This is a genomic window from Enterococcus sp. LJL98, from assembly GCF_054871745.1.
This window is the reverse complement of the sequence record NZ_JBTXLU010000005.1, coordinates 105,617-131,812: the sequence shown is the minus strand read 5'-3', so window position 1 is coordinate 131,812 and position 26,196 is coordinate 105,617. Positions and strand designations below refer to the sequence as shown.

Annotated in this window: 22 protein-coding genes; all 22 read right to left on the bottom strand. The window is 40.5% G+C overall.

The genetic code is table 11. The annotated features are described in order from the left end of the window. Positions 1–13: 13 nt before the first annotated feature. Positions 14–2,416 carry a trans-4-hydroxy-L-proline dehydratase gene (gene hypD, locus ACYSNO_RS05935; RefSeq protein ID WP_461730159.1) on the bottom strand — a complete coding sequence of 801 codons (2,403 nt, stop codon included), beginning with the start codon at positions 2,414–2,416 and terminating at the stop codon, positions 14–16. 306 nt (positions 2,417–2,722) lie between these two features. Further along, entirely contained in the window at positions 2,723–4,543 is a 1,821-nt protein-coding gene (gene pepF / locus ACYSNO_RS05930) for an oligoendopeptidase F (RefSeq protein WP_461730158.1), read from the bottom strand. A 42-nt stretch (positions 4,544–4,585) separates the two neighbouring features. Continuing rightward, on the bottom strand, positions 4,586–5,581 hold the full coding sequence (locus ACYSNO_RS05925; protein ID WP_461730157.1) for a competence protein CoiA: 996 nt from the start codon (positions 5,579–5,581) through the stop codon (positions 4,586–4,588). A 262-nt stretch (positions 5,582–5,843) separates the two neighbouring features. Beyond that, positions 5,844–6,110: a hypothetical protein gene (locus ACYSNO_RS05920; RefSeq protein WP_461730156.1), complete on the bottom strand. Its 267-nt coding sequence runs from the start codon at positions 6,108–6,110 to the stop codon at positions 5,844–5,846. Between the two features lie 162 nt (positions 6,111–6,272). Then, the gene (locus ACYSNO_RS05915) at positions 6,273–6,560 is read right to left on the bottom strand and encodes a hypothetical protein (protein ID WP_461730155.1); all 288 of its coding nucleotides are present in this window, start codon (positions 6,558–6,560) and stop codon (positions 6,273–6,275) included. A 134-nt stretch (positions 6,561–6,694) separates the two neighbouring features. Continuing rightward, positions 6,695–8,149: a cardiolipin synthase gene (cls, locus tag ACYSNO_RS05910; protein ID WP_461730154.1), complete on the bottom strand. Its 1,455-nt coding sequence runs from the start codon at positions 8,147–8,149 to the stop codon at positions 6,695–6,697. A 1-nt stretch (position 8,150) separates the two neighbouring features. Continuing rightward, positions 8,151–8,960: an ion channel gene (locus tag ACYSNO_RS05905; protein WP_461730153.1), complete on the bottom strand. Its 810-nt coding sequence runs from the start codon at positions 8,958–8,960 to the stop codon at positions 8,151–8,153. A gap of 39 nt (positions 8,961–8,999) precedes the next feature. Beyond that, entirely contained in the window at positions 9,000–9,488 is a 489-nt protein-coding gene (locus ACYSNO_RS05900; protein ID WP_461730152.1) for a hypothetical protein, read from the bottom strand. Between the two features lie 215 nt (positions 9,489–9,703). After that, entirely contained in the window at positions 9,704–10,735 is a 1,032-nt protein-coding gene (locus ACYSNO_RS05895) for an AI-2E family transporter (RefSeq protein ID WP_461730151.1), read from the bottom strand. A gap of 22 nt (positions 10,736–10,757) precedes the next feature. After that, positions 10,758–11,291 (bottom strand): DUF4811 domain-containing protein, encoded by a 534-nt coding sequence (locus tag ACYSNO_RS05890; protein WP_461730150.1) that lies wholly within the window; start codon positions 11,289–11,291, stop codon positions 10,758–10,760. Further along, positions 11,288–12,745 (bottom strand): MDR family MFS transporter, encoded by a 1,458-nt coding sequence (locus tag ACYSNO_RS05885; RefSeq protein ID WP_461730149.1) that lies wholly within the window; start codon positions 12,743–12,745, stop codon positions 11,288–11,290. Before ACYSNO_RS05885 ends, ACYSNO_RS05890 begins: the two co-directional genes overlap by 4 nt. Positions 12,746–12,826: 81 nt before the next feature. After that, complete coding sequence (locus ACYSNO_RS05880) at positions 12,827–13,489, bottom strand: hypothetical protein (RefSeq protein WP_461730148.1); 663 nt, start codon at positions 13,487–13,489, stop codon at positions 12,827–12,829. 40 nt (positions 13,490–13,529) lie between these two features. Then, positions 13,530–14,882 carry a glutamate decarboxylase gene (locus ACYSNO_RS05875; protein WP_461730147.1) on the bottom strand — a complete coding sequence of 451 codons (1,353 nt, stop codon included), beginning with the start codon at positions 14,880–14,882 and terminating at the stop codon, positions 13,530–13,532. A gap of 26 nt (positions 14,883–14,908) precedes the next feature. After that, complete coding sequence (locus tag ACYSNO_RS05870) at positions 14,909–15,904, bottom strand: choloylglycine hydrolase family protein (protein ID WP_461730146.1); 996 nt, start codon at positions 15,902–15,904, stop codon at positions 14,909–14,911. A 75-nt stretch (positions 15,905–15,979) separates the two neighbouring features. After that, positions 15,980–18,406: a YhgE/Pip family protein gene (locus ACYSNO_RS05865; RefSeq protein WP_461730145.1), complete on the bottom strand. Its 2,427-nt coding sequence runs from the start codon at positions 18,404–18,406 to the stop codon at positions 15,980–15,982. Further along, complete coding sequence (locus ACYSNO_RS05860) at positions 18,403–19,821, bottom strand: amino acid permease (protein WP_461730144.1); 1,419 nt, start codon at positions 19,819–19,821, stop codon at positions 18,403–18,405. The genes ACYSNO_RS05865 and ACYSNO_RS05860 overlap by 4 nt, the downstream gene beginning before the upstream one ends. 352 nt (positions 19,822–20,173) lie before the next feature. Beyond that, positions 20,174–21,682 (bottom strand): helix-turn-helix domain-containing protein, encoded by a 1,509-nt coding sequence (locus tag ACYSNO_RS05855; RefSeq protein WP_461730143.1) that lies wholly within the window; start codon positions 21,680–21,682, stop codon positions 20,174–20,176. 90 nt (positions 21,683–21,772) lie between these two features. Next, positions 21,773–22,273 (bottom strand): HdeD family acid-resistance protein, encoded by a 501-nt coding sequence (locus tag ACYSNO_RS05850; protein ID WP_461730142.1) that lies wholly within the window; start codon positions 22,271–22,273, stop codon positions 21,773–21,775. A 603-nt stretch (positions 22,274–22,876) separates the two neighbouring features. After that, positions 22,877–23,512 (bottom strand): ABC transporter ATP-binding protein, encoded by a 636-nt coding sequence (locus ACYSNO_RS05845; protein WP_461730141.1) that lies wholly within the window; start codon positions 23,510–23,512, stop codon positions 22,877–22,879. A gap of 25 nt (positions 23,513–23,537) precedes the next feature. Continuing rightward, the gene (locus ACYSNO_RS05840; RefSeq protein ID WP_461730140.1) at positions 23,538–24,338 is read right to left on the bottom strand and encodes an ATP-binding cassette domain-containing protein; all 801 of its coding nucleotides are present in this window, start codon (positions 24,336–24,338) and stop codon (positions 23,538–23,540) included. Between the two features lie 18 nt (positions 24,339–24,356). After that, entirely contained in the window at positions 24,357–25,259 is a 903-nt protein-coding gene (locus tag ACYSNO_RS05835) for an ABC transporter permease (RefSeq protein WP_461730139.1), read from the bottom strand. Then, a complete protein-coding gene (locus ACYSNO_RS05830; protein WP_461730138.1) occupies positions 25,249–26,166 on the bottom strand; it encodes an ABC transporter permease in 918 nt (305 codons plus the stop codon). Before ACYSNO_RS05830 ends, ACYSNO_RS05835 begins: the two co-directional genes overlap by 11 nt. Positions 26,167–26,196 lie beyond the last annotated feature (30 nt).

Below are 26,196 nucleotides of genomic sequence, written 5' to 3'. Positions count from 1 at the left end.
ATGCTATTAAAAACTACCATTGATTCGCCGTTTGTTCGGTTCGGAAAATAATATCGTCTTGCATGGCTTTATCCAAGTGATTAAAGTAATCACTGTAGCCTGCCACCCGGACAATCAAATGTTCATAGGCTGCTGGATTTTTTTGTGCTTTGCGTAAGGTCTGGTTTTCAATGACATTAAATTGCATATGCTGCCCCCCCATCGAAAAGTACGCGCGCAACAAGGCGCCCATCCGCAGAAGTCCGTCTTCACCTACCATGACTTGGGGAGAAAATTTTTGATTTAAGAGCACGCCGCCAGTATTTTGCTGGTTCAACTTCGCTGCCGAACGAATCACTGCCGTCGGTCCTAAACGATCGCTGCCTTTTTCAGGAGAAATCCCTTCGGACAAGGGATAAACTGAACGACGCCCATTGGGACTGGCAGCCATCACTTGACCAAAATGCATATGAGCAATCGCTGGTGAATACTCAACCAGCGTCCTTGCTCCACGTTTCATCTGACGTCCATTGATAATATCATCCAGACTTTCACCAACTTCTCGGAATAAGTCATCAACATAATCAATATCGTTCCCAAACTTTGGTGTTTCTTCGGAAATTAATGCCAGGATCTCATGCATGCCGTTAAAGTTTTGTTGGCAAGCTTTTAATAAATGGGCCATGGAAATCCTTTTCTCTTCAAATACTTGTTTTTTAATAACTGCCAAAGAATCAGCCATCGTTCCCATGCCAACACATTGGAAAAGACTCGTATTGTAGCGTGCGCCCCCCTTCATATAATCTCGGCCAGCTTGGATACAATCATCGGTTAAGACTGATAGTAGCGGTAGCGGTAAGTGTTTACGATACAATGCTTCAATCGTTTCATTGCCCTGAAATTTTACGGTCACAACGGCATCAAGTTGTTTTTCAAAGGCGTCGTAGAATGCTTCGTACGAATCAAAATTTGTGGGATTCCCCGTCTTTGGTCCAACTTGTTTTTGGGTATAGGCATCATAGCCTTCATTTAAAACCAATTCTAACACCTTCGGAATATTTAAGTAGCCTGCTAAGACGCTCGCTTCTTGTCCTGCCGCTGCAATTTCAACACAACCAATAATCGCGCTGTTTTCAAGCGCATCTAGCGGATCTTTCCCCATCTCAATCAACGAGCGATAGGTTCCTTCTGCATTGTAATAGGCTGGTTGGCCCCAACCTTTACGAGAGATTTTCAACGCGGCTTTTAAAAAATCTTCTGGCGTATTTCGCGCAATTTGGACATTTGAACTTGGTTGCAACAAGCGTAATTCATCCATCACTTCTAAAATCAAATAACTCACTTCACTGACACCTGTGCTGCCATCTGCTTTTAGACCCCCACTCGTGATATTACAAAAATCGGTGTAGGTAATCCGCTCATTCATCCCCAGATTGGTTTTTGGTGGGGCTGGTTGGTTATTAAATTGAATCCATAAATTTTCAAGGTATTCTCTCGCCTCATTGCGCGTCAAGGTACCTTCCGCTATTTCTTTTTCGTAAAATGGGGTTAGGTGCTGATCTAACTTACCGGGTGAATAAGAATCCCAATGATTCATCTCTAAGCCCACGCCTATATGGGTGAACCAATACATTTGAATCGCCTGACGAAAGGTTTTCGGACGATTGGCTGGAACCTCCTCGCAGACTTCCGCCAACATCAGTAATTCCTGTTTCCATTCCAAATCTTTTTCCTCAGCTGCCAATTCACGCGCCAGTGCTGCATATCGTTGCCCCATGATAATCATGCCTTCACAGACGAGTTTCATACCCAATAATTCTTCTTTTTTCTGAGCTGCCTCGAAATCATTTTCAAAGTCGAGTCGTGCCATCACTTGTTCAATTTCAGTAATCGCCGCTTGATAGCCTCGCCGATAAATTTTTCCATCTGCCACGCCATGACCGGGTCCCCGTTGAGTCAAAAACTCAGTAAACAAGCCACTATCAAGGTAATCATGCCATTTTTGTGGCAAGGCTCTGGCAATTTTGGTCGCCATATTTCGTTTTTCCCAATAAGGCAAAATCAGCTCTGCCTGGATTTTACAATCTTCTTCTGTCACATGGTAGGAAATTTTTTTTCGGGTCTTCATGGAAGTCAAATCTGCTAAACTATGGCAACTAATTTCAGGAAAAGTGGGAGCAGCTTGTGGTTCATGCCCTCTTTCGCCGACAATCAAGGCACCTTTTTCTAAATATAATTGACGATTTTCCATTAAATATTTAAAAACTTTTCCTCGTAAAACCGGTGTCGAACACGTACCCTCATATTTTTGATAAGCTTCCGTAATTAAGATGCCACGTTCCATTGAAATCGATGGTATTTTTTTCTGTTCGCTAATTTCTCTTAAGCGTTGAATTCTAGCAGTTGATCCCCGTTGAGTTTTGATTTGTTTTATCACACCACTCGCTCCTTCCTGATCCTATTAAAAGTGAATAATTACACAAATATTTTTAACAAAAGTTCTCACCTATCTATTATATTTCATCAGACACAGAATGCAAGATTTTTTAATGTTTCATTAAGAAGACAAATCGCGAAACAAAAGCTTTTTCGAATCATTTTTTTCGATTGGTTCAACCTTTAAAAAAAGAGAAACAAAAAAACGCGAGTCGTTTTTTTAATCATGAACAATTTTCTCCTCAAAAAAACAGCGAGGAAATACAAAAAGATGTGACGATTGTCACATCTTTTTCACGCTGGTCCTTTATGCTTCAAGTGTTTCAACGAGGGCTTCTAACTCATTCAAACGTTGTTCAAAAACATGCATGGCATCTTCTAAATAATCGACTTGCGTCATGTCGACACCTGCTTTTTTCATGACTTCAATTGGGAAATCACTGCTGCCCGCTTTTAAGTAAGCCAAGTAATTTTCTAGGGCGTCTGGCTCTTCTTGTAAAATTTTATCGGCTAAAGCGGCTGCGGCTGAAAAACCCGTCGAATATTGGTAGACGTAATAATTATAATAAAAATGAGGAATGCGCGCCCACTCCAAGCCAATTTCTTCGTCTTCTGTCAGGGCTTCGCCATAATATTTTTGGTTTAATTGACCGTAGTTTTCACTCAAAAATTCGCTCGTTAACGGTGTCCCTTTTGCATCTTCTACATGCATAAAGTGTTCAAATTCTGCAAATTGGGTTTGACGGAAAACCGTCCCTTTAAAACCATCTAAATAGTGATTTAAAATAAAGGCCCGGACTCTTGGATCCGTTTCGGTTTTGAGTAGGTACTCTGTCAATAAATTTTCATTGGTTGTTGAAGCAATTTCAGCTAAGAAAATTGAATAATCGCCGTAAACATACGGTTGATGTTTACGAGTGAAATAACTATGAACACTATGCCCCACTTCATGCACAAGGGTATAGAGTTGGTCAAGCGCATCATGCCAATTCATTAAAATATAAGGCGGCGTATCGTAAGCACCTGAAGAATAAGCACCACTTCGTTTTCCTTTATTTTCAACGACATCGATCCAACGTTGCTCAAAGACTGCTTGCACAACTGCTAAATACTCCTTTCCCATTGGTTTCAGCGCTTCAAGTGCTTTTTCCACGGATTCTTCATAAGTATAGCGAATCGGTGCTTCTCCTAGTAAGGGCGTGTAGAGATCATAAGTATGGAGCGTTTCGACTTTTAATAAGCGTTTACGCAAAGCCATATAGCGATGAAGCAAAGGCAAGTGTTGATTCACTACCTGAACCAAGTTCTCATAAACACTCTCAGGAATATGATTGTTACTAAGTGCTGCCGCACGTGCGGAATCATACTGACGAACTTTCGCTCGGTAATTATGGGCCTTAATATTCGTACTTAAAGTCGTTGCAAAAGTATTGCGAAATTGTTTGTAGACTTGATAGATCCCTTTAAAGGCATCTTCTCTCACTTGACGATTGGTACTTTCTAATAATTGACCGTAAATCCCATGAGAAAGTTGAACCTTTTCACCGTCTTCGCCATCAATGACTGGAAACTCCAAATCGGCATTATTTAAAACGGCGAACGTCGTGCTTGGCGAACGAAAGATTTCGCCTGCGCCAGCCAGTAATGCTTCTTGTTCAGCCGGCAAAATGTGAGCCCGATTGGCAATAATTTGTTCGATGTAATGACGATACCCTTCTAAAGCAGGTGCCTCCTCTAAGTAAGCAAAGACTTGCGCGTCACTTAACGTGAGTACTTCAGGCTCAAACCAAGCGACCGCTTCACTGACTTGCGAAAGTAAGGCACTCGCCCGTCCATAAAGTCCTTGATAAGTCGTATTCCCTGTATCTTGGTCATTTTTTAAATGACTGTAAACGTAAAGTAATTCTAAACGTCTGGACAAAGTTAAGATAAACTCCAAGGCCTTTAAAAAAGGTTTCGCCCCTTGGTCTAAGGTCCCCTTAAACGTTGCTGCTTTTGGCAATTCCGCTTGTACTTCCGCCAATACTTTTTCAAATTCAGCATCATCTGCAAAAATTTTGGTTAAGTCCCAAGTCAAGGCAAGTGGGACATCCTCTCGTAAAGGTAATTGTTTTGGTGCTTCTGACATAAAAAAACCTCCTCCTTTTCTCATCATTTTAGCACAGTTTTCTTAGATTTCTGTTTTTTTCAACGAATTCTTTTGCCTTTCGTTTTGCAGCTGGCATTCTTCATAAATCAAACGTAAAATCTCCATTTGAGAAATCATCGAAAAGGGCCAGTTCGTTAAGACCGGCGTGATTTTCGTTAACCATTGAGTCAAAGAAGCGCTTGAGGCAAAACAAAAACGCAAGTACAAGAGACGCTCTTCAAAAAAGAAGAAAAAACGACTCGGAGCATAACAAGCCCGAGGTAAATAAAGAAGATGCGCTCCCTGCAAATAAAAGCGTTCCTGTAAAGCGAGCAAGCTTGGATTCATCTGAAATAATTTTCGTTTTAACTGTTGTTTAAAAGCGCTGACGGACCAATCCATCATGGCTGGCGTAGGAAACGGCCAAAATAAAATCGCTTTTAAAGTATATTTGTCTAATGGAAAATCGTAGATGCCATAAACGACTGCCTGTCGAAAGTGCCAGCCATGAACATGGTAGCAACGCAAAGATTGATTTTTCACATCCAACGACCAAAGACGAACCCCTTGGTCTTTTTGATAATAACAACACGCCTTTTGTAAAGCCGTAAAAGCTTGCCTCTTCTTCGGTCGCAAGCGTTCACCTAAAATCCACCAAGGAACATAAGCATGTTGCCAGTAGTTTTGTGTGCGCTCGACCAAGCGTTGGATAGGCAAAGTCGAGCATTGAAATTCAATGGCGCATTTGCCCCACAAAAGATCCGGACGTTGTTTTAAATCAGACAAATACGCTTCTAACTGACTCTGGGGGGCCGACTGATGCAACAGCCACTTGCCTTTCAGGTGTTCAAGCGTTTCTCCTTCACTAAAACTTGCACATTCCGCACGTGAGCGATGTGCAAAATGAGGCATCGTTGATGGCCCCTGTTTATAGATGACTTCTCCTGTACACCCAGGACAAAAAATCAGCTCTTGGTCTTCGCGTCGATAGTCTTGCGCGAAGATTATTTTTTTGTGACGATCCTCCGCTAAAAACATTTCAATCACCTCAAAGAAAGATTCGCATTTAGGAACACTTTCTTTTTAAAAAAGTCCCTTGGCAAACGCAACCTAACAAAACAAGTAAGCCTTGATCAAATAGGGACCTCGTGAAAAAAAGGCTTTGGGTCAATAAAGCGACCCCCAAAAGTTAGACTGAAAATCGAACTTTTGGAGGTCGCTATTTTTATGAAAAAGAAACGGGGGGAGTGTTTCCTTCAGAGTATTGAATGATTGCGAAGGTCTGGAAAAATGCTCGGTCTTAGGCCAAGTCTTTTTCTAACTTCTCACAAAGTTTAATTTCTTTTTCGAATTCTTTTTCATCGTATTTTTCATATTTTCCTGCTTCATGTAAGATTTTTTTCACTTCATGAATCATTTTTTTCTCTAGAACCCATTTTTTGAAATGATGCTTTTTCTCAGTATCTTCGTCCAAGTTATCTAATTGGCTTGAATGCGCATCTAAAAGTTCCATTTCCTTTGCAATTTTGTCCACAACTTTCTCATGTTTCTTTTCTAAATCTGTCATTTCTAGCACCTCTTCTTTTTTTGTTTCAATCAAGTTATTAAACAAAACTTGTTGAACGATTGTTATTAGTATAATCAAAAACAACGGAACGGTGGTTGACTCGTTTGTCTTTTTTTCAGACATTTTTGCGAAAAGCGAGCCGATTTTTTCCAAACGCCCCTTTTACATCAATTGATTCCAATCCGATCGTTCCATCCAATAAGCATTCATATAGGCTTCTTCTGCTGCAAAGGATTCCTCGTCGAAATTTTCATAATGCGAGACATCATGCAAGATTTTCTTGATCTGGTGTAAGGCTTTTTTCTCCTTTAACCAAATAATCAAATCATGCGAGCGCTCGGGTTCTTCTTTTTTCTTACGCTTGATTTCCTCTAAATCCTTATCAAGTTTAGCAGCTACTTTGGCAATTTGATCTAAGGCTTTTTGTTCGCGATTTTTTTCCTTCTCCATCTGTCTTCCCTACTTTCTATTCTAATTGAACAAATCGATTGTAGCATGGGCTCCCAAGCCGAATGACTGAAAATTTGTCCGAGTCACCGACTTTTGTCGCTCGTTTTTGATTTGCGCCTCCCCCTTGCAGCGAGCTATAAAATGGGTGAGAGCAACCTGGAAAGTTGTTGTTTAAAAATCAACCAGGAGGACATTTCTGACACCAGTTCTGGCGTAAATTCACTGCATTCAATTAAATCGCGTTCAAAAATTGCCCCTAATTTGGCAACTTCAACGGAATCTAGAAGCACAGCAGATGCTTCAAAATTGAGTTTGTAACTCCGAATGTCTTGATTGGCTGAACCAACGACGGCTACCGTATCATCTACGACCATTGTTTTTGCATGTAAGAAACCACCATGATAGACATAGACCTTGACACCCGCTTGAATCAATCGGCGGGCGTAATATTGCGTGGCGCGATAAATGACTGGATGATCTGGTTTATTCGGAATCATCACCCGAACGTCTACTCCTGAACGTGCGGCAATCGTCAGTGCGTCAAGAATACTGCCATCAGGAACGAAATAGGGCGTTTGAATCCAAATTCTTTTTTTACCAGATAAGAGAAGCTTCATAAACACTTGCTTAATCTGTTCTTTTTGAGTGTTGGGTCCACTGGCAACTACATGTACGGCTGTTTTTCCTATCGGTTGTTTCCCTGAGTCGTAATAAAAATACGATTTTTCGTAATCGAGGCGCTCACTTTCCCTAACAGAAACATTCCAATCCATTAAAAAGCGAATCTGTAACAATGACGCGGCGGCACCATCGATTCTTAAGTGGGTATCTCGCCAATAACCAAATTTCTTGGTACGCTTCACGTATTGATCAGCCAAATTAAAGCCACCAATGTATCCGATTTTTCCATCAATGACAACAATCTTGCGGTGATCGTGATAATTGGCCCGTAATTTCACCAAAGGACGTTGCGAAGTAATAAAGGTTTTGACCTCTCCACCAAAACGCTGCAAGCCTTCAAAATCTTTTTTCTTAGTCCCAAGCGAACCGACGGCATCATATAACAGGCGAACCTGGACTCCCGTACTCGCTCGTTCTTCTAAAGCCGCTAAAATCTTTTTTCCGGTATCATCGGTCACAAAGGCAAAATATTCGAGGTGAATCGAATGCTTTGCTTGCTTGATGTCTGCTAGTAAGCGTTCTAGTTTGTTTTGACCATCGGTAATCACATGGACCTGATTGTAACGTGTTCCCGGCATTTGATTGAGTGAATCCAAAAATTCCGCGAAAGAAGGATCCAAATCACGCGCTTCTTTTGAATCGTAAAAGGTAACGGTTTTGCCTTGTGTTTTTGAAAAGTGTTGAATTTTTTCTAACTCTGCCCGTTGACTTTGGGCCAGAACATACTTTTTCTTTTCACCGAGGCCCCGCCCCGTAAATAAGTACAAAATCGCACCAATCACTGGCGAGATAAAAACGATAAACAACCAGGCCCATGCCGCACCGATGTCTCGTGGTGTTCGAATAATTGAAATTGCAATCCATAAAATAAGAATGAAATAAATGATGGTGAGAAGCGATACGTTCATCTCATTCCTCCTTTTTCTTTGCTGCCGTTTGTTGCTTTAAGAGCTGTTGTTTCTCTTTTTCCAACAATTGCTGCAACTGCTGAATATCAGTCAGCTTTAAAGCGGTGGCAGACGGTTTTTTCGGTGGCTGTTTCGTTTTGGCTGGTTTTGGGACTTCCTCCATTAAGGCAATTTCATCTAATTTGGCCGCAATCGGTTCTGGGCGTGTCATTAGTTGCATCAAAGTACTAGAAATCATCCCAATCAATCCAACCCCCATAACCATCAAAATGACAGCGATGACGCGTCCAATGGTTGTTTTGATTGCAATATCGCCATACCCGACGGTGGTCACCGTCTCGATGGTCCACCACATTAAAGTGCCATAATTCTTCATGCCAGGCTCATACCACAACAAGGGTAGTGGCACAACAAAAACGAGTAGGACAAAATACCAAAAGAAACGGCCTAAAATGGTTTGATTCAACACATGAATGGCGGGCAATAGATATCGTTTTCCAATCGTTGTAAAGCGTAGGACTTGGATGATTAAAGGAATCAGTCGAACCGAGCGAAAACTCGCTGAAATTGGAATAAGGGCGATGATTTCTAATGGATGGGTAAAAACGTATTTCCAACGATGCTCGCTTTGGATCACCCGATAACAAGTATCAAGAAAAAAAATCGCAAGAATAATAAAATCAACGGTTTGCGAATAGCGAGAATCAATAAAAAAATTAATAATTGACAAAAGAATGAGGAGAAACATGCCTCCATAATAAAAAATTTGTTTTTTTGAAAATTTCTCCTCTAATACGAGCTGCTGATGCATTTTTTTCACCTCTCATTTGGTTTTCTTTTTAAGTGACACTTATACCTTTTCAAGTAATGGTTGCTTTTTTTCCCACTCGTTCTTTGATCTTTGAGCAGCGTACGTATTCAGTTCGGTTAATAAACGTTCCGATGCTCGATTCTTTCTTTGACTTTCTTCTTCTTGCTTTAATGGGCTTTTATGAGGAATTACTTGCTTTTGAATCGTCAGAAAAAAAGGCTCCTGAGAAACAAAATTCGCTAATAGCGCAAAATACTTTTCAGATGATACGCCCTCATCATTCGCCGCATCAAAAAAGTGAATGACCTTGTGATTTTCAACTAACAAGGCAATCGCTGGTGCCAGTTGGCATAGGGACAGACCGCTATCTTGCATGTTTTTTATGTAAATTTCATGAGTCAAATGGGCTTGAACAAATTCATAGAAAACCTCCGGGCTTTGTTCCTCCACCGGAACATAAAAAACTTCCTCACACATTTCTTCTAATAACGTTTGTCGCTGCGTACAAGTCGTTAAACCGATTTTCATTGCTTTCTCCCTCCTCTTTCTCTCTTTCTGACCTTAAATTAGCATATTTTTTTACATACTTTTGGCCCATTCAAGTCGGGAAAAAGGACATCAAACGTCCTTTTTTGATTGTTTTCGAAAAAAAAGAGACGGCATTGCTTCTCCAATCTCTTTTTCCAATCACTTGCGACTGCATAGAAAAAACAATTGGAACGCTACTTAGCATTCGTGCGGAATCAGGTCTTTTTCTCTTCCAGACCAGAGAGTGCTTTCACTCCTAAAATATCGAGTAAGAAAGTAAAAATCGGGACGCCGACGATCAGCCCCCATAGACCAAAGAGCCGACTACTCGCCAGCAAAATACAAAAAGTATAAAAAATGGGCAACTCGGTTTTTTTAGCCATCAACTTAGGATTTAAGACATAGGATTCAAACAAATGAATACAGGAAATGATAAGAATCACGTAAAGCACATCGCGCAAGCCCCCTTGCGTGTAGGCAATTAAACTAAGAGGAAGACAAGACAGTAAGACGCCCGCTACTGGGATCAAACTAAAGAAGAAGATCATCAAGGCAATACTCCATAACGAATGGAAGCCCAAAAGAGCCAGACAAATCGTCGTCAATGCCGTATTAATCAAGGTGATCATCAACTGCGCTTCCATTACTCGTCCAAAAGTATGAATAAACTTCTTGGCGAAATAATCAACATCTTGAAAATACCAGGCAAAGTCACTTGTTAAAAACAAACGAGAAAAGTGAGTCAGTTGTTTTTTTTCGATTAAATAAAAGAAACTCAGGACCAAGGCGAGAACAATCGAAGCACCGACCGATGTCATATTGCCCATATAGTGAAAAATTTGTCCAGAATTTTTTGTGACCTGCCCCATCCAATCCATCTTGCTTAAATACGCTTTACTTAGAGCCACAAAATGATTTTCTGGAATACCTGTTCCTCGATAAAAATGCAACAAGTAATCAAATAAACGGCGCCCTTCGTGGTAGGCTTCGGGTAAATAGGTCAATAAAACAAAGAACAAAAGGAACAAAATACAAAGATAAAGACATAAAACAATCACCTGGGCTGGGACTTTCAAGTGGTTTTGAACGGCTTGAATGATTCGTATGCCAATATAAGTAAAGAGAAACGTCAGCAATACGAGCGTTAACACGCTGCGAACGGCATACAATAATAGGACAATCGAAGCTAGAACAACAAGCCGTCTGAAACGTACAGAGTGAACAAATTTTTGATAGGATTGACTCATACTCATTTTCCTCCTTTTTCCATTAAGGTTGTTTTTTTGAATCAGTCTTGTGCGAAAGTTCAATCTCCTGAATCGTCCATTCATCGGTTAATTTGAATTGATTGACTTCCTCAATGACTTGATTCGTATTTTTGGCAATTCCAAAAAGTTGACGATAAAACGTATTTTTATAACGCCATAGGGTTTCTTGTTTCACTAAAATAGGCGATTGATTCGAAAAGCTGACTTGGTTTTTGACACTCGTTTTACTTGTTTCAACGAATTTGTTCGGTTGTTTCTCTGTGCGATAGAAATAAATTTTTTCTTGCTTTGTGCCTACTGCCTGATAGTAAAGGACCGCCTTTTTTTCAGGATTGCTAGAAACAAGTGATACCCTTGATTTTCTTACGTATTTTTCCATTCCTAGGTGGTTTCGATCGTTGGCCACAATGACTACTAGCGCTAGTAAATAAAGACCACCCAACAGCAGCATGGCTCCTTTTTGCCACTTTTTCGTTCCTAGAATGTTAAAGTATGAAAAGCCCAGCACGGTAAAAATGAAGATGACAAGAATCATTGATGTTCAACCTCCTTCTTCGTTAATAAAAAAGCGCCGATAAAGCCAATCGCACCAAATATTGACGCTGCAACAAATGCGCCATGATACCCTTTTAAAGTGGCTGAGATTTCTTTTGCTTGATATAAGAATGGGGACTCTTTTAAGAGGGTGGCATTCGGCAAATTTTTCTTGCTAATCGTCGTGGACACACTCATTAAGACTGCTGTACCAATCGAGCTAGAAATCTGACGGAAGGTACTATTGACGGCCGTTCCATGGCTCATCAATTTTTCAGGTAGTGCATTCATCCCTGACGTCGTAACCGGCATCATCACCATCGAAATTCCAAACATCCGAACCGCGTAAAGCATCATAATGTATGGAATGGGCGTGGTCGCAGTTAAAAAGGCGAAAGGAAAGGTCGCGCTCGTCAATAAAAACATGCCGGTGATTGCCATTTGACGGGCACCGATTTTATCAAATAAATGCCCGGTGAAAAACATCATGACACCTAACAAGAGTGCGCCTGGAAGTAAGATCAAGCCTGATTCAAATGGGCTTTTCCCTAAGACTTCCTGTAAATACATCGGCAAAATCATTTCTGCCCCAATCATCGCCATGTTCGAAAGTCCACCCAAGACGGTGGCCACTGTATAATTTTTTGATTGAAATACGCGTAACTCCAAAAAGGGGGGATCCAAACGCTGTTGTCGTTTCGCAAAAATACAAATAATAACTATCCCTGCGAAGATAAAAAACAAGACTTCTGGGTTCGTCCAACTTTTATTGCCGACAGAAGAAAAGCCATAAAGTAAACTTCCAAAGCCAAGAGTCGATAAAAGGATTGAGAGCAAGTCCATGGTTGGGTTCGTTAATGGTAAAACTTCTTTCATAAAGAAAACAGATAAGATAAGCACCACCAACACAATTGGAAGAATCATGCCAAAGAGCATTCGCCAAGAATAATGATCAATCATCCAGCCTGACAAGGTCGGACCTAGAGCCGGTGCCAAGCCGATGACAATGCCGACACTTCCCATCGCTGCACCGCGTTTTTCGGGCGGAAAAATCGTGAGCATAATCGTTTGTAACAAGGGCATCGTCACCCCCACGCCTAACCCTTGAACGAGTCGGCCAATCAATAAGATTTGAAAATCTTTGGCGCTATAACAAATCATCGTGCCGACTAAAAAAGTAAACATTGCAGTTAAATACAGTTTTCTTGCGCCGAACTTACCGATTAAATAAGCGGTAAAAGGAATCATAATACCATTGACTAATAAAAAACCAGTTGTTAACCATTGAACCGTCGAGGCATCAATTTTAAAATCAGCCATCAATTTAGGGTAGGCCGTGGATAAAAGCGTCTCGTTTAAAATCGTACAAAACGTACCGACTAATAAAACGAGAATCAATAACAAGCGATGATAGGGCTGCCCATTTTGATCGACCGCACAATTCGTTGTATTCATTTTCTATTCCCTGCTTTCCAAGATGAAGAAAAGCCAAAAAGAGCTGCTTCTTTTTGGCTTTTCTTTCTTATTTTCGAATCATTATTTTGCTAAGTCTAAAGGTAGTTGTACATTGTATTCATGGTCAACTTTGTCTTTGTCGTCATTGTCTTTGTAACGACCATCAAATTTCACATGAATTTCTTTGATTTTGTCAATTTCATCGACTTTATCAAATTTGAAGTGGATATAGCCGTCTTTTTTCTTATCTTTTGAAAAGACATCTTCCCAGTAATCAGAGAAATGAGAGGCGTCGATTTCGGTTCCATCCGTTAACACAATTTTTGCTGAATCTGGATGAATTTTCACTTCTTCTTTCCCTTTGTTTTCTAGGGTGTAATGAATGGCGAATAATCCTTTATAATGTTTTTCTTCATCGCCTTTAAATTTATCGACTTCTACTACTTTTAACTTGTCGATTTTGAAATCAACATCTTCCCAAGAATCATCGTGCCAATCTGTATGATATTCTGATTCAAATTTGATTTTTGGATTTTCATTTCCAGTGACGATTTCTTTAAAGTACCCGTCATCTTTTAAGTTTAACTGATCCTCCGTCACTTCTTCGCCATTCGGTAAGGAAGCAGTAATTTCTGTTTCACTCCCTGAAATGATACTGCCTTCTGTTTCTGTTTTTGAACATGCAGCTAAACCGCCTGTTACTCCTAAGGTTGCTGCCAATAATACAAATGTGCTTTTTTTCATTTTTTTGTCATCTCCAAATTTCATTATTTTTTTGTTTTGCTTAATGCGTAAATCCTTGAACTTTTCTCGTATCCGTATTATCTGCGATCACTCGCGCTTGATTAAGGAATTGAATGGCTTCTTTCATGTCTTCAATCAATTCTTCGGCCATTGGCATCGTTAAGTCTGCCCGACAAACAAATCGTTGAATGCTGATGTCTTCCATTGCGCTTGGTAATGGATATGCCGGACTTTGCCAACCTTTCATCGATAAGCGATCGGCTAAGTCATAGAGGGTCCAGTTAACCTTGGCATCGTCTTTTAAGCCGTAGCAGACGATTGGCAAATTATCCCCATCGTTATAATTGACAAAGTAACCCATCGCCATTACTTCACGACTTAAGTACATTGCGACTTCACGCGTTTCCATATGAATAGCGCGGTAGCCTTCTTTTCCAAGACGCAAGAAGTTATAATATTGACCAATCAATTGGCTGGCACTATGAGAGAAGTTAATGGCCATTGTCGGAATCATGCCACCTAAATAACTCACTTCAAAAATCAATTCTTTTGGTAAGTATTGACGGTCTTTCCATAATACCCAACCAATTCCTGGATAAACGAGCCCATATTTGTGCCCAGAAGTATTGATGGATACGACGTTTTTCAAGCGGAAATCCCAAGCCAATTCAGGATGGACAAACGGGACAAACATCCCACCACTGGCACCATCCACATGGATGACTAAGTCCGCCTGGTTGGCTTGATTATATTCTTCGACTTTTTGATCAAGTAATTGAATATCATCAAATTTACCGGTATAGGTAATTCCTAAAATACCGACAATTCCAATCGTATATTCATCCACATAGTCAAAGACCTTGTCCATATTTAAACTCAAATGTTCAGGATGAATAGGCACCGCACGCAATTCAACATCCCAATACGTACAGAATTTTTCCCAACAAACTTGGTAACCAGAAGAAATCACTAAGTTCGGTTTTTTCGTAATGTCGATCCCTTTTTTCTCTGCTAAATCACGCCAGCGGAATTTCATCGCCATGCCACCTAGCATACACGCTTCACTGGAACCAACCGTTGATGTTCCAATAAAATCTTCTTTCGTATGCCATAAATCAGCTAAAATATTGACACAATACTTCTCAACTTTCGCCGTCCGTGGATATTCCGATTTGTCAATCGCATTTTTATTTAAGGAATCGTTCATTAAACGAACGGCTTCATCTTCCATATAGGTTTGACAAAACGTTGCTAAATTTTGACGAGAATTTCCTTCATCCATTAAATAGCTGCGAATCGCATCATAAGCCAAATCTGCACTGGTTCCTTGTTCAAATAATTCCGTCATTGGTAATTCTTGCCCATTCATTGTAGTATTCGTTTTTTCATTCATTGACATTTTCTCCTCATCCATTCTTTTTATTTGTTTAATGTGACGAATGTTTCTTGATCAAAATCATGATTAAAAATGACAGGTTCTTTTTGACTTAACAAGGCATCATCTAAGACCAACTTCGTGATTTGATGGTTGTCATAGGACGTATAGTAATAGGTTTTTGTTTGATTACACATTGATCCTACATACAATGAAAAGTCTGAGAGGTCGTTATCTGTCACCACAATCCCTTTTGGAATACGGACCGTATTCAAAATATGGTGTGCGTTGTTAATCCCTTGGCTTTCATTTTTGGCAGGTGTAATCTGCTCTTTGAAAAAGGCTGCACGAACAAAACGCTCAGGCGGTGTATAGCCACCAGGTAAGCCAGAAGTACCGGTCCCTTGTGAAAATGGTTCGGCCACAAATGAACCAAATGTCCTTGGCTTAAACTGTTTCGGTTGGACGTTTAGGTAGTTTCTTAAGTTGCTAATGTGCCATTCGATATTTGGTGAGTTCGTCATGACACCGACAGGATTTTCTTTGACACGCAAATCAAGTTCCGTTGGTTCAATCACCACACAACGCCCCGTTTGATCCGTAACAATCCAATGAAGCGGCGTAACGGTGTTTAAAAGAGGTGCTGCGAGTCCCATGAGGTTAAATGAGCCAATTTTTTCTTCCACTTCCGCAACACTCTTACAATTTCCAAGAATCCATAAAATCAATTCATGAGGAGCCACATTGGTTTTTGAATCGTCACTGACGTCGTTGTACTGCACTTCACCCGGTAAGTAAAGCTCCGCGGCGGAAAGACCCGCTTCATTCACACCATCAGCCACAAAATAGGTCGTTCCAAGTAACCGTCCAGCACCAATAAAGCCGTATTCCGATTGAAATGATTCTTTTGTTGCTTCTGAAACCCATTGATAATCTTTTGGAATAAACAAGGGGGCTGCTTCTAATGGGAAAGTAAAATCCATCGTTCTTGATAGAATATATTCACCATTTAGCGTCTTTGTAAAAATACTTGTACACATCTCTTTTCTTCCTTTCAATTGCTTTTTATATTGACTCTTTCCTAAGATTTCTCCTAGGAAAGAGCGATAACATGATTATTTTTCCAATGCTTGAAGCTTTTGATTGTCGTTTAAGACCGATTCGTTTTCTAAATGATGCTTTTGTAAATAGCCCATTGACACACGTAAGAGCGCGATAAATAGTACAAAGAGCACAAAGAGAATTAGAATACTTTTCGTAAACAAGGGCAGCCCCATTCCACCGGAAATCGCTTCTCGAAAAGCATAAACCGAGTATGACATCGGTAAGTATGGGTGAATGACTTTAAAGAAATTACTTTGCAATTGAACGGGGAACGTTCCGCCTGCTCCTCCAAGTTGGAGTACGAGTAAGATCATCGCGACGAAGCGTCCTGGATTATCAAAGGTCATCGCCAAGAACATCGTGATGGCCATGTAACACCAGGCAGCCATGAGTGCGGTTAAATAAAACTGCCCCACATTGTCAACTGGTAACCCGATTAAAAGCATAATCGTTGCTTGAATCAGACCCATGACACTGGAAACCGTAAAGCCTAAAACTGCTTTACTCATCCACCAATCACGACTACTTTGCCCCGTCATCGAAACGCGACGAATCGGATAGACGAAGTTAAAGAGCATACATCCGACAAAGAGCGCCAATGACATGATGTACGGTGCCAAGGCCACCCCGTAGTTTTTGACTTTACTATACTCGGTTAAGGTTAATTTCGTTGGTGCCGCAAATTGATTGATGTTTTTCTTCGTAATTTTGAGGGAGTCGCCTTCGGTAATTCCAGCCGTTAAAGCCTGAGCCAGTTCTGATGCGCCACCTTCTAATTGGCCGACACCGCTTAATAAGGCGGGAGAATTATCTGATAAGGTGTGCAAGCCACTTCTTAACTGATCGGCGCCACTATTTAATTGATCCACACCTGAAGCTAAGTTTGGAATTTGACCTTTCAATTGATCCAAACCGGCAGAAAGTTGTGAACCACCTGAAGCTAACTGATCGATTCCACCTAAAGCAGTAGGTACCGTATTGGCTAATTTCGTTAAGTCACCGCTGACTTGATTTAAACGACTCACCAAGTTTCTCGCTTGACCGGAATCAGGTGCTTGATTCGTCAAGCTTGCCAAGTTCGCAATCCCTGATTCAAGCGTCTGAACGGCACGATCTAATTGACTCGCTGAATCAGCCATAGCTGAAGCGACCGCACTCACTTCGTTGGCAGAGTTTGCCAACTGATTCGCTTGACCTTCGAGTGCACCTACTTCGCCTTCTAAAGCGGCAAGCGCCGCATTGACTTCTGCCTGAGCCGATTGCACTTGGGCATCTAAAATCGCTTCTGTTTTCCCAACGATTTGGCCGACGATTGATGCTTGTTCATCTGGCGTTAACGTCGTTGCTGCGAGTAAATTGGCCACAAAAGCATTCATATCATGATCGATTCTTGAAAGATTCGCTCCCACACCACTCAAGGCGTTTCGAACGGCATTCGCTTGATTGGCAACGCCTGAACCCATGGCTGAAATCGACAAGAGTGTTTCTTTATTGCCAACAATCCGATCAATTTCGGTGCGAATTTTTTTCAGTTCTTGATCCAGTGCATTTTTTTGACCGGCGTCTAAATTGCTCTCAAATGTTTCTAAAGCTTTTGCCAACTCCGCACTCCCAGTGGCTAGCTGGTCGATATCTGCCGTAATACTTCCCAAGTTATTTTGAAGTGGCCGTACCCCTTGTTCGATTTGATTCAAGGCGCCACTTAAGGTATTCGCTCCTGAATCTAATTGATCCACTCCGGAACTCAAGGTCGGCAATTGATCTTTTAATTGATTGGTACCGTCAGCCAACTGATCGGAGCCATCATTGGCTTGACTGACTCCTTGCGTATATTCTTTGAGCCCTTTTTGCAGCTGCTCACCACCGGTTGCCAGTTCATCTGCGCCATCTGCTGCTTGCCCCATGCCAGATAGCAATGTTTCACCAACCATGACAACCGCCTCTGCATAAGAAGCAACCACTTGTTCTCGAACTTGTGCTTCGAGCGCCGTCACACCGACCGTCGAGATTTCTTGAGCGATATAGTTTAATGAATCATTGGTGATGTAATTGAGTTCCATTTTTTGGGGATTGCTTGTAATCACGCTCGCTGCATTTTTTGAAAAATCTTTGGTAATATTGACAATCATGTAGTATTTGAGATCTTTCATCCCTTTTTCTGCTTCTTTTTTACTCACAAAGTGCCAATCCAACTGATGATTTTTCTTTAAATTACTAACGACTTGATCGCCAATTGCCATTTTCTTCCCCATTAATTCAATCGATTGGTCTTCGTTGACCACCGCAACGGGTAAATCTTTCGCTCGACCATAAGGATCCCAAACCGATTTATCAAAAATCGAGGAATACAAGATTGGAATAAAGGAAATGGCAATGACAGAGATTAGTAGTATTTTGTTCTTAAAGAGGTTCACCCACTCTTGCTTCGTCATTTTCATGTTTTGTCGTTCCTTTCCATTCGATGCTTCTTACTATAAAATTGATAAAATAAAAACGGGAGAATCAACGTGACAATAAAGCTTACGGTTAAAGTCAAAAGATAGGTTTTTCCTTCTGATTTTGACATGGAATTTGGCACCATAAAAGCCGTGACAATTGCCGCGAGTGACATTATTAGACCGCAGGCTGCAAAAATCGTTTTACCAAATGTCCCACCCGGTATTTGATAATCACGTTTTAAGTCTTTTTTCCGATAGACCACCACAAAATAGGCAACAAAAAATAACACATAGGCACTCAAATAAATAAGTACTGTTAAGGAAATGGCCGTTTGGAAGGAAATGTTTCCTCCAGCGCTCCCTGATCCAAAGGTTAGAACCGCTGCCCAAATGGTCACAATCACCCCTTGAAGGATGAGTAGAGGGACCGGAATACTGGCTTGGTTCACTTTTTGATATCTTTTTGGAAGTAGCCCTTTTTTGGCGACAAATAAGAGACCTTCTGTTGGACTAACAATCCATGAACTGACTTGAGCGATGACGCCAAAAGAAACAAGGAAACCTAAAACAATGACCAACCAAGAATTTTGTCCCGGTGAAATCAATGCTTGAAAGGCATCCACGACTCCTTCGTTCGATGAGATTTTCCCATGAACAACCATGGACACGACGCTGCCACCAATTGTACTTAACACAATGCCTACGACGACTAAAATGAACATAATCATCGGGTAATTCTTCTTCGGATGATCAAGATCCGAAATATGTGGCGCGGACGCTTCGACCCCCATGTAGGCGAGTAAGAAAGAAACCAGCGCTGAAATATTGCTTTTATCTGGCAACCACGGACTTTTCGTAAAGTTGTTCGACACCGCATGACCCGCTACAAAAAAACGAATCGCTAACACAAACATCATTAACACGGGCAAAACAATCCCAATCGAAAAGCCGTATTTGGCTAGTTTTGCCGTGACGCTCGTTCCTTTAAATTGTAAGAATGTTAAGAGCCAAAAAAGAATAACAACCGTTGCAAACTTAATCATTGTATTATTATTTAGTGCAGGAATTCCCAAAACATCCGACAAGGTCCCGATAATAAAATAAATCATCGTCACAAAGCCAACCGTGATTTGAAACCATTGAAAAAAAATCGCGGCAAAGCCAAATTTTTCACCGAGTGGTTTCCCAACCCAACTAAAGATCCCTCCCTCCTGATAACCTTCCACTGTTGCTAATTCTGCTGAACTCAAGGCGACTGGTAAAAACCAAAAAATCCCACTCAATACTAAAAAGAAAATCAAGGTCTTGCCAGAAGATGCAAACGTTGGATACTCATATACCGTAATAAAGAGTGAAGCAGTCATTGCAAAAAAGCTGAATTTGGTTAACTTTTGGTTCTTGCTTGTTACAGTCAAATCATTTACCTCCTTTCTTCATAAACAAATGGTATTTGCTTATTGATGTGTTTGATTATAGCCCTGAAAAGAAAGCTTCAACGAACGATATTTGGCGAATGAAACGAAGCAATTCGAAAGCCTAAACAACGATTCCGCTTGATTTTGTGCACTTCCTCTCATGCTTTCTTATGAATCCTTCCACCAAGTGCTTGTTCAACGATTTTCATTGTCCGCTTTTCCGACATTTGGCAGGAAAGAGGGGGATTTTTCCGGCCATTCCCACCTTCGTCAAAAGAACACAAAAAAAAGAGTGAGGGCCGGGCTGTCCAGTCAGTCCTGTCCTCACTCTTTTATCTTTTTAAAATGGCAATCAAAGAAAGAAGTTGTCGCGTCGAGAAGTGACATGGGATGCGACGTGTTTCTCAATGTCTAATAGATTGCGTTGGTTCAAGGGATAATCGATAAATAAATGGTTGATCTCATCTTCTTCAAAAAATGGAATACTTGATAATACAAGGTCTGCTTGTTGCAGGGAAACACCTTTTAAGAACTTTAAGTTGTAACGATACTTAAAGTAAGAGGTCAAGTAATCCTCAATTCTTCGTACCGCCAGATCTGGTAAATCTGTTTCAATTTGGATTGTCATACTCTTCTCAAAATAACTAATGGGTTTCAGGTGACTAAAGATTAATAAGTAATGTTGAATTAAAAAAACACGTTTCAAGAAAATAACGTTTTGGCTTTTTTCATAAAGATTGTCAACAAATTCACTTAATTTTTCAAATAGACGAGGGTAATTTTCTTCAATAAAATTAAAATAGTCATGTGCATTATAATCAAAAGGGGCATTTTTGTACGTCTTACAATATAAATGATTGCGAAAAACAGCTAAGAAAATCTCATCATAATCCTTATCCGGAATCGGCATCAGTTCTTTTGAAAACTCCGACATAAATAAAACCGTGGCCGTATACACATCTGTTTGTTTCGCTTGGTGTCTGGCAATTAGCCGTTTACGGTAGGTGTCTTGTTGATACAAATAAGGCCGCGTCATTAAACTCACTGCAAAGAAGACCACTTCTGGTTGTGAAAAAATATAATAGCTTTCAAAGATTTCTTTAATTAAAATGACTAAAGGATTGTTCAAATCATTAGAAAAATAATTGGCCCAAGCGTCATCCATCTGAATGATCTTATTTTGACGATAACGTAAAATGGTAATTAATAACATCAAGGTCATTTCTCGTTTTTGAATTTTGGTGACAGATAGACCGAGCGAGTCGATTAGATGATCGATTTTCTCATTCAATTTTTCAATGTCAAAAGGTTGAAAGACTGCTGGTAGTTCCGAACCACCATACAAGCTCCAAGCGCTCGTATATAATATCAAACGAATTTGTGCTTCTTCCCCTTCTAATTGGAAGCCGCTCGGTGAAAGCCGAATATAAAACTCGCTGAGCACCTCTTCGATTTTTTTAATCGAGGCACTTACGTAACTGATACTCAAAAAATTCTCCTGTGCATATTTGCTTTTTGATTCAAAATGACCAAAAATAATTTCATTGTAGATTTTGATACATTCATCATTTTGATAAATGAATTTTTTCAACTGATTAAAATTCGTATTGTCATCAATAATTAAATAAACCCCTTTGGTACGTTTGGATAACAGGGTAAATCTCGGTCCACAAGTCATCTCGTATTCTTCAAAAAAATCATCCAAGATATTGACGTAACGTTGCACACTCCGTTCGACAACGCCGAGTTCTTCACTAATTTCAGTAATACTATACCAACGTTGTTCTTTGGCAATGACCTCCAAAACGCTGAGTAAAATTTGATTTCGGTTTTCAATTAAACTTGATAGGATATACTCCATTTCTTCACTTCCTTACCTTTCTGAACATTAAAATATGCACCAACATTAACCATTAGCGACCAAAATGGTTTCGCTAACTTGAACGACTCGCTAAAAAAATTCACTAACGCCACTAAACAAATAGAACACACCGATAAGCAATAAATTCAAAGCGATTAAATAGGCTAAGGTAAAGGCCGATACAATCGGATGAATCAATAAAAAGATACCTAAAATCAGACCGATAAGATTTAATATTTGCATAAAGGCTTTCTTGCGAGCAGCGATCTTCCCGATTGCGACAAAGCGATAAAGTGAGTCGCAAATAAACCAGACGGCAAACAAATAGGGACTAAGCGTCATCCCCATCGTCAAATGGAATAAAAAAAAGATGCCAATGACGAAATCAATGATCCCGATAAAGACCGCCCATTTTTGATTCTTTTGCCAAGCTACCATTTCTAAGACGCCTTTCACAATTGCAGCCAGCGATAAATAAAGAACAATTCCTAGCAAATCGGCTGTTGGATTTTGAAAGGCGAGGACTGCCACCCATATGAAAAGCGCTCCGATAATAAGATTTTGCCACCTGTTCCGACTGATTACTTCCATTATACTATTTCCTCCTATTAGACAAACATCCATCATCTGACAAAGGGTTTTGTGAAATGATTTACATCTGTTTTTCTTTAACTGAGCTTAGTATATAGAATTATCTTGTTCCTCATTCGCTCTATCTAGTCGCTAAGCTCGTCGGAAAATCCTTTACTTTTTCAAAACAAAAAGAAAGCAAACCCTATTCTCATAACCTTTCCTTGTACTGTCCGCATTTTTTCCCATCCGAAGAGCAAGTGTTTTTGCGAATGCCGGCTCGGTACTGACGGAATCACCGACATTTTGAAGCGCGTGCTCTATCCTTCTTTTTGAACAAGAGAGCAAAAAGGCGACAGGATTAACCAAAAAACTTGTGAGAATCTTTCATTTTCAGATAAAAAAAGGGGATAATGATTAAGAAGTGCTTTCATCATCTCCTATTTTACGTTTGTTCTTACTTAAAAATTCTAACATCATACAACTAGAAACAACAAGTAATCAAACAAAGCTTTTCCCTCTTAGGCGCATTTTTTTGTCAGAAAGCAAGGGACGCTGACAAAACCTAAGAAAAAAAACACCTCAAAAAAAAGAGAGCATGCGACCATCGTCACAGCCTCTCTTTTAGCTAAGCGTTTCTACTTGATTCATTGTTCGTAAATCGACTTGTCTTGTACAGACTCTTTTTAATAATTGCTGGTTATGAGAAATGACAAGCAATCCAATGCCTCTTGCTTCCACTTCTGACAATAAATATTGCCACAATTGTGCTTGCGTGACCGTATCAAGCATGGTGCTAATCTCGTCGGCAATTAAAAATTGGGTTTCTGCTGCTAACGCACGCGCAATACAACAACGCTGCAACTGGCCACCCGATAATTCATGCGGGTAACGATTTAACCATTCTTCCTGAATGCCAAGCGAGGCTAAAATTTGTGGATGACCTTGTTTGGTTTCATCTAAGATTTTTTTGATTGTCCAGCGCGGGTTTACCGCCTGTTCAGGGTGTTGGTAGATCAGCTGAATCGGATTAAAACGCGTTTTCTTTTTTTCTTCTTGCGACTCTTCAGAAAGGTAGACTTGTCCGCTAGCAGGAACGTGGATCCCCGCTAAAATTTTGGCCAAGGTACTTTTCCCGTATCCACTCGGTGCCATGACCCCTAAACGTTCTTTTTTACTCATTGAAAATGAGACATCCTTTAAGAGCCATTCCCCTTTTCGATCATAGCGAAAAGACAAATTTTCTACACATAGACTCATTTTTTTCACCTTCCCTTTTCGCTATTTAAGCTTCTTGTTGCCAATTGATAAAATCGTGTTGCGGCATGGCACGCCACAGCGCTTGACTATAATCGTGTTTGAAATTTTCTGGTCCTGCTAGAAAGTGTTCGACAGACATACTCTCGATTGTCTCTCCCTCATAAAAAATGACAACCCGATTGGCAACTTCTAAGGCCAAATCAAGATCGTGTGTAATTAATAAAACCCCGGCTCCTCGATCGGCTTCTTCTCGTAAAATTTGTAAGGCGGCGGTCGCCTGGCTCAATTCCATTCCAGGAGTCGGTTCATCGGCGACAATCAAATGGGGTTCGCCTAAAAGCGCGGTAGCAAAGAGGACGCGCCGAATCATCCCGCCAGATAATTGATGGGGATAGCATTCTTCTACTGCTTGCGGCAAGCCCAATTGCTTAAACAATCGCTGCATTTTTTGATAAGCAGCCGCCTGTTCATGCAGTCCCAAAACTTGTTTTTTCACGGTTAATAAAGGGTCTAAGTAATCAATTGATTGTGGGATTAAAACCATTTCTTCGCCGCGCAGCGCTTTTTGGTTTTGTTCATTTAATGGCACGTCTTCGTAAAAAAGCTTGCCTTTCACTTTGGCATTCGCAGGAAGAACGCCAAAAATCCCATGGGCTAAAATACTTTTACCAGAACCACTTTGACCGACAACTGCCACAATTTCTCCTTGATAAACATTTAAAGTTAAGTCTTTGATGACTTCTTTTTCAATCGGCTGGCGACTATTTTGAAACATTTCAAAACTCGCAGAAAAATGCCAAACATTTAATATTGGATTTAATTTCATCCGTGGTTTCCTTTCTTCTTAAGATTCAAATGACTGAAATAAGGTTTTTAAGTTTTGGCCAATCTGGTCAAAGCTAAAAACAACGACTACTAATAGCGCGCCTGGAAAAACAGCTAACCACCACATCCCCGAACTAACGTACTTCATACTTTCCGATAAAATAATTCCAATTGCAGGTTCTTCGGGTGGTAAGCCAAATCCTAGAAAAGAAATCGCTGATTCATGCAAAATCACATGAGGTAACAATAAGGTTAACCCCACGAAAAATACTGAGAGTAGATGAGGCACGAGATGATTGAACATCATCCAGCTCGCGCTTTTTCCAAATTGACGCGAAGCTTGAATGTAATGAAGTCCCTTTAATTGAAGTACTTCACTGCGTACTAGACGTGAAAGACTCATCCAATGAGTGACAATCACACCAATCATCAGCCCTTTGACTCCGCCGCCTAGTGCGAAAGAAATCAAAATCAATAAGACGAGATGGGGAATCCCCATCATCAAGTCGATCAGCCATTTGATGAACTCATCGATTATACTAGGACTAATCGCTGAGATTACGCCAATAATGGTTGCCAAAACGGCGCTAAGTAAAGCCGTTATCATCCCTAAGCTTAATGATTTGGATAAGCCAGCTAATGTTCGAAAAAGCATATTCCGTCCCAGCCAATCGGTGCCAAAAGGATACGAAAAAGAAGGACTCAATCCTCGACGTGAAAAATCAACGACTAACGCCTTTTCTGAACAAAGAAAACCACCAATCATCACTGCAAGTAGAAAAAGAAAAAGAATCGCTGTGGACAATATTTTACGTGTTCGAGGTTTTATGGTGTGACTTTTCAAAAAAAACAAGCGAATTTCACCATTGAATGCGACCAATGATTCCTTTTCTTCTTCCATTTTTATCTTATCAAGTGCCACTGGTGACTCCCTCCCCTATTCGTCGATCGACTTTTAAAACAACATAATCGGCCATCAAATTCCCAAAAAAGACAAAAATCGTACTAAAAACGGTAATTCCCAGTAATAAAGAGACATCTCCATTTAAGCCGGCAGCTGTAATCGCTGAACCCAAGCCGGGGTATGAAAAGACGGTCTCCGCCAAAATCGAACCCCCAAACAATTCTGCAAATGACATAAATTGAATGGTCACCGCTGGAATAATGGTTCCTTTCAACCCGTGTCTTTTCAATATTTCCCAATCATTGTAACCACGCGCACGGGAGAATAAAACGTAATCACTCCGTAAGACCTGAATCATTTTTTGACGAACTTGCAGAGCCAACCCGGAAAAAGAGGTCAAACTAAGTGTAATTGCCGGCAAAATTAAATGTTTCACGCGTGCCAAAAAGGAGACTTCAACCGTCGTCGCACCAATTGGCCGACTAAAACCAATCGGTAACCACTGAAGCTTGACCGCAAAAACACTTAAAAATAGCATTCCAAGCCAAAAAGTCGGAACAGAACTTAAGATTAAACATGTTTTCTTTAAGCATCGATCCAAGAGGCTCCCTTCTTTCACTCCCATCAGACACCCAAGAACATAACCTAATAATAAGGAGAAGAGCCAAGCCGTCATCATCAAACCAAAAGTATTCATAAAACGCTCCAGCAAGACTTGACTGACTGGTTGACGATATAAAAATGACTCTCCTAAATTCCCTTGTAAGGCTTGAGTCAACCACTCAAAATAGCGAGTGACAGGGGGCAAATTCAAGCCCCAATACTCGACTAATTGCGCTTGTTGTTCTGGTGTCACCGCGCCATTCATTAAAATATAGCGTTTGATTGGATCAATCGGTGACAAGTTGATGAGTAAAAAGGCCACCACACTCGTACCAAAAACTAAGGAGAGTCC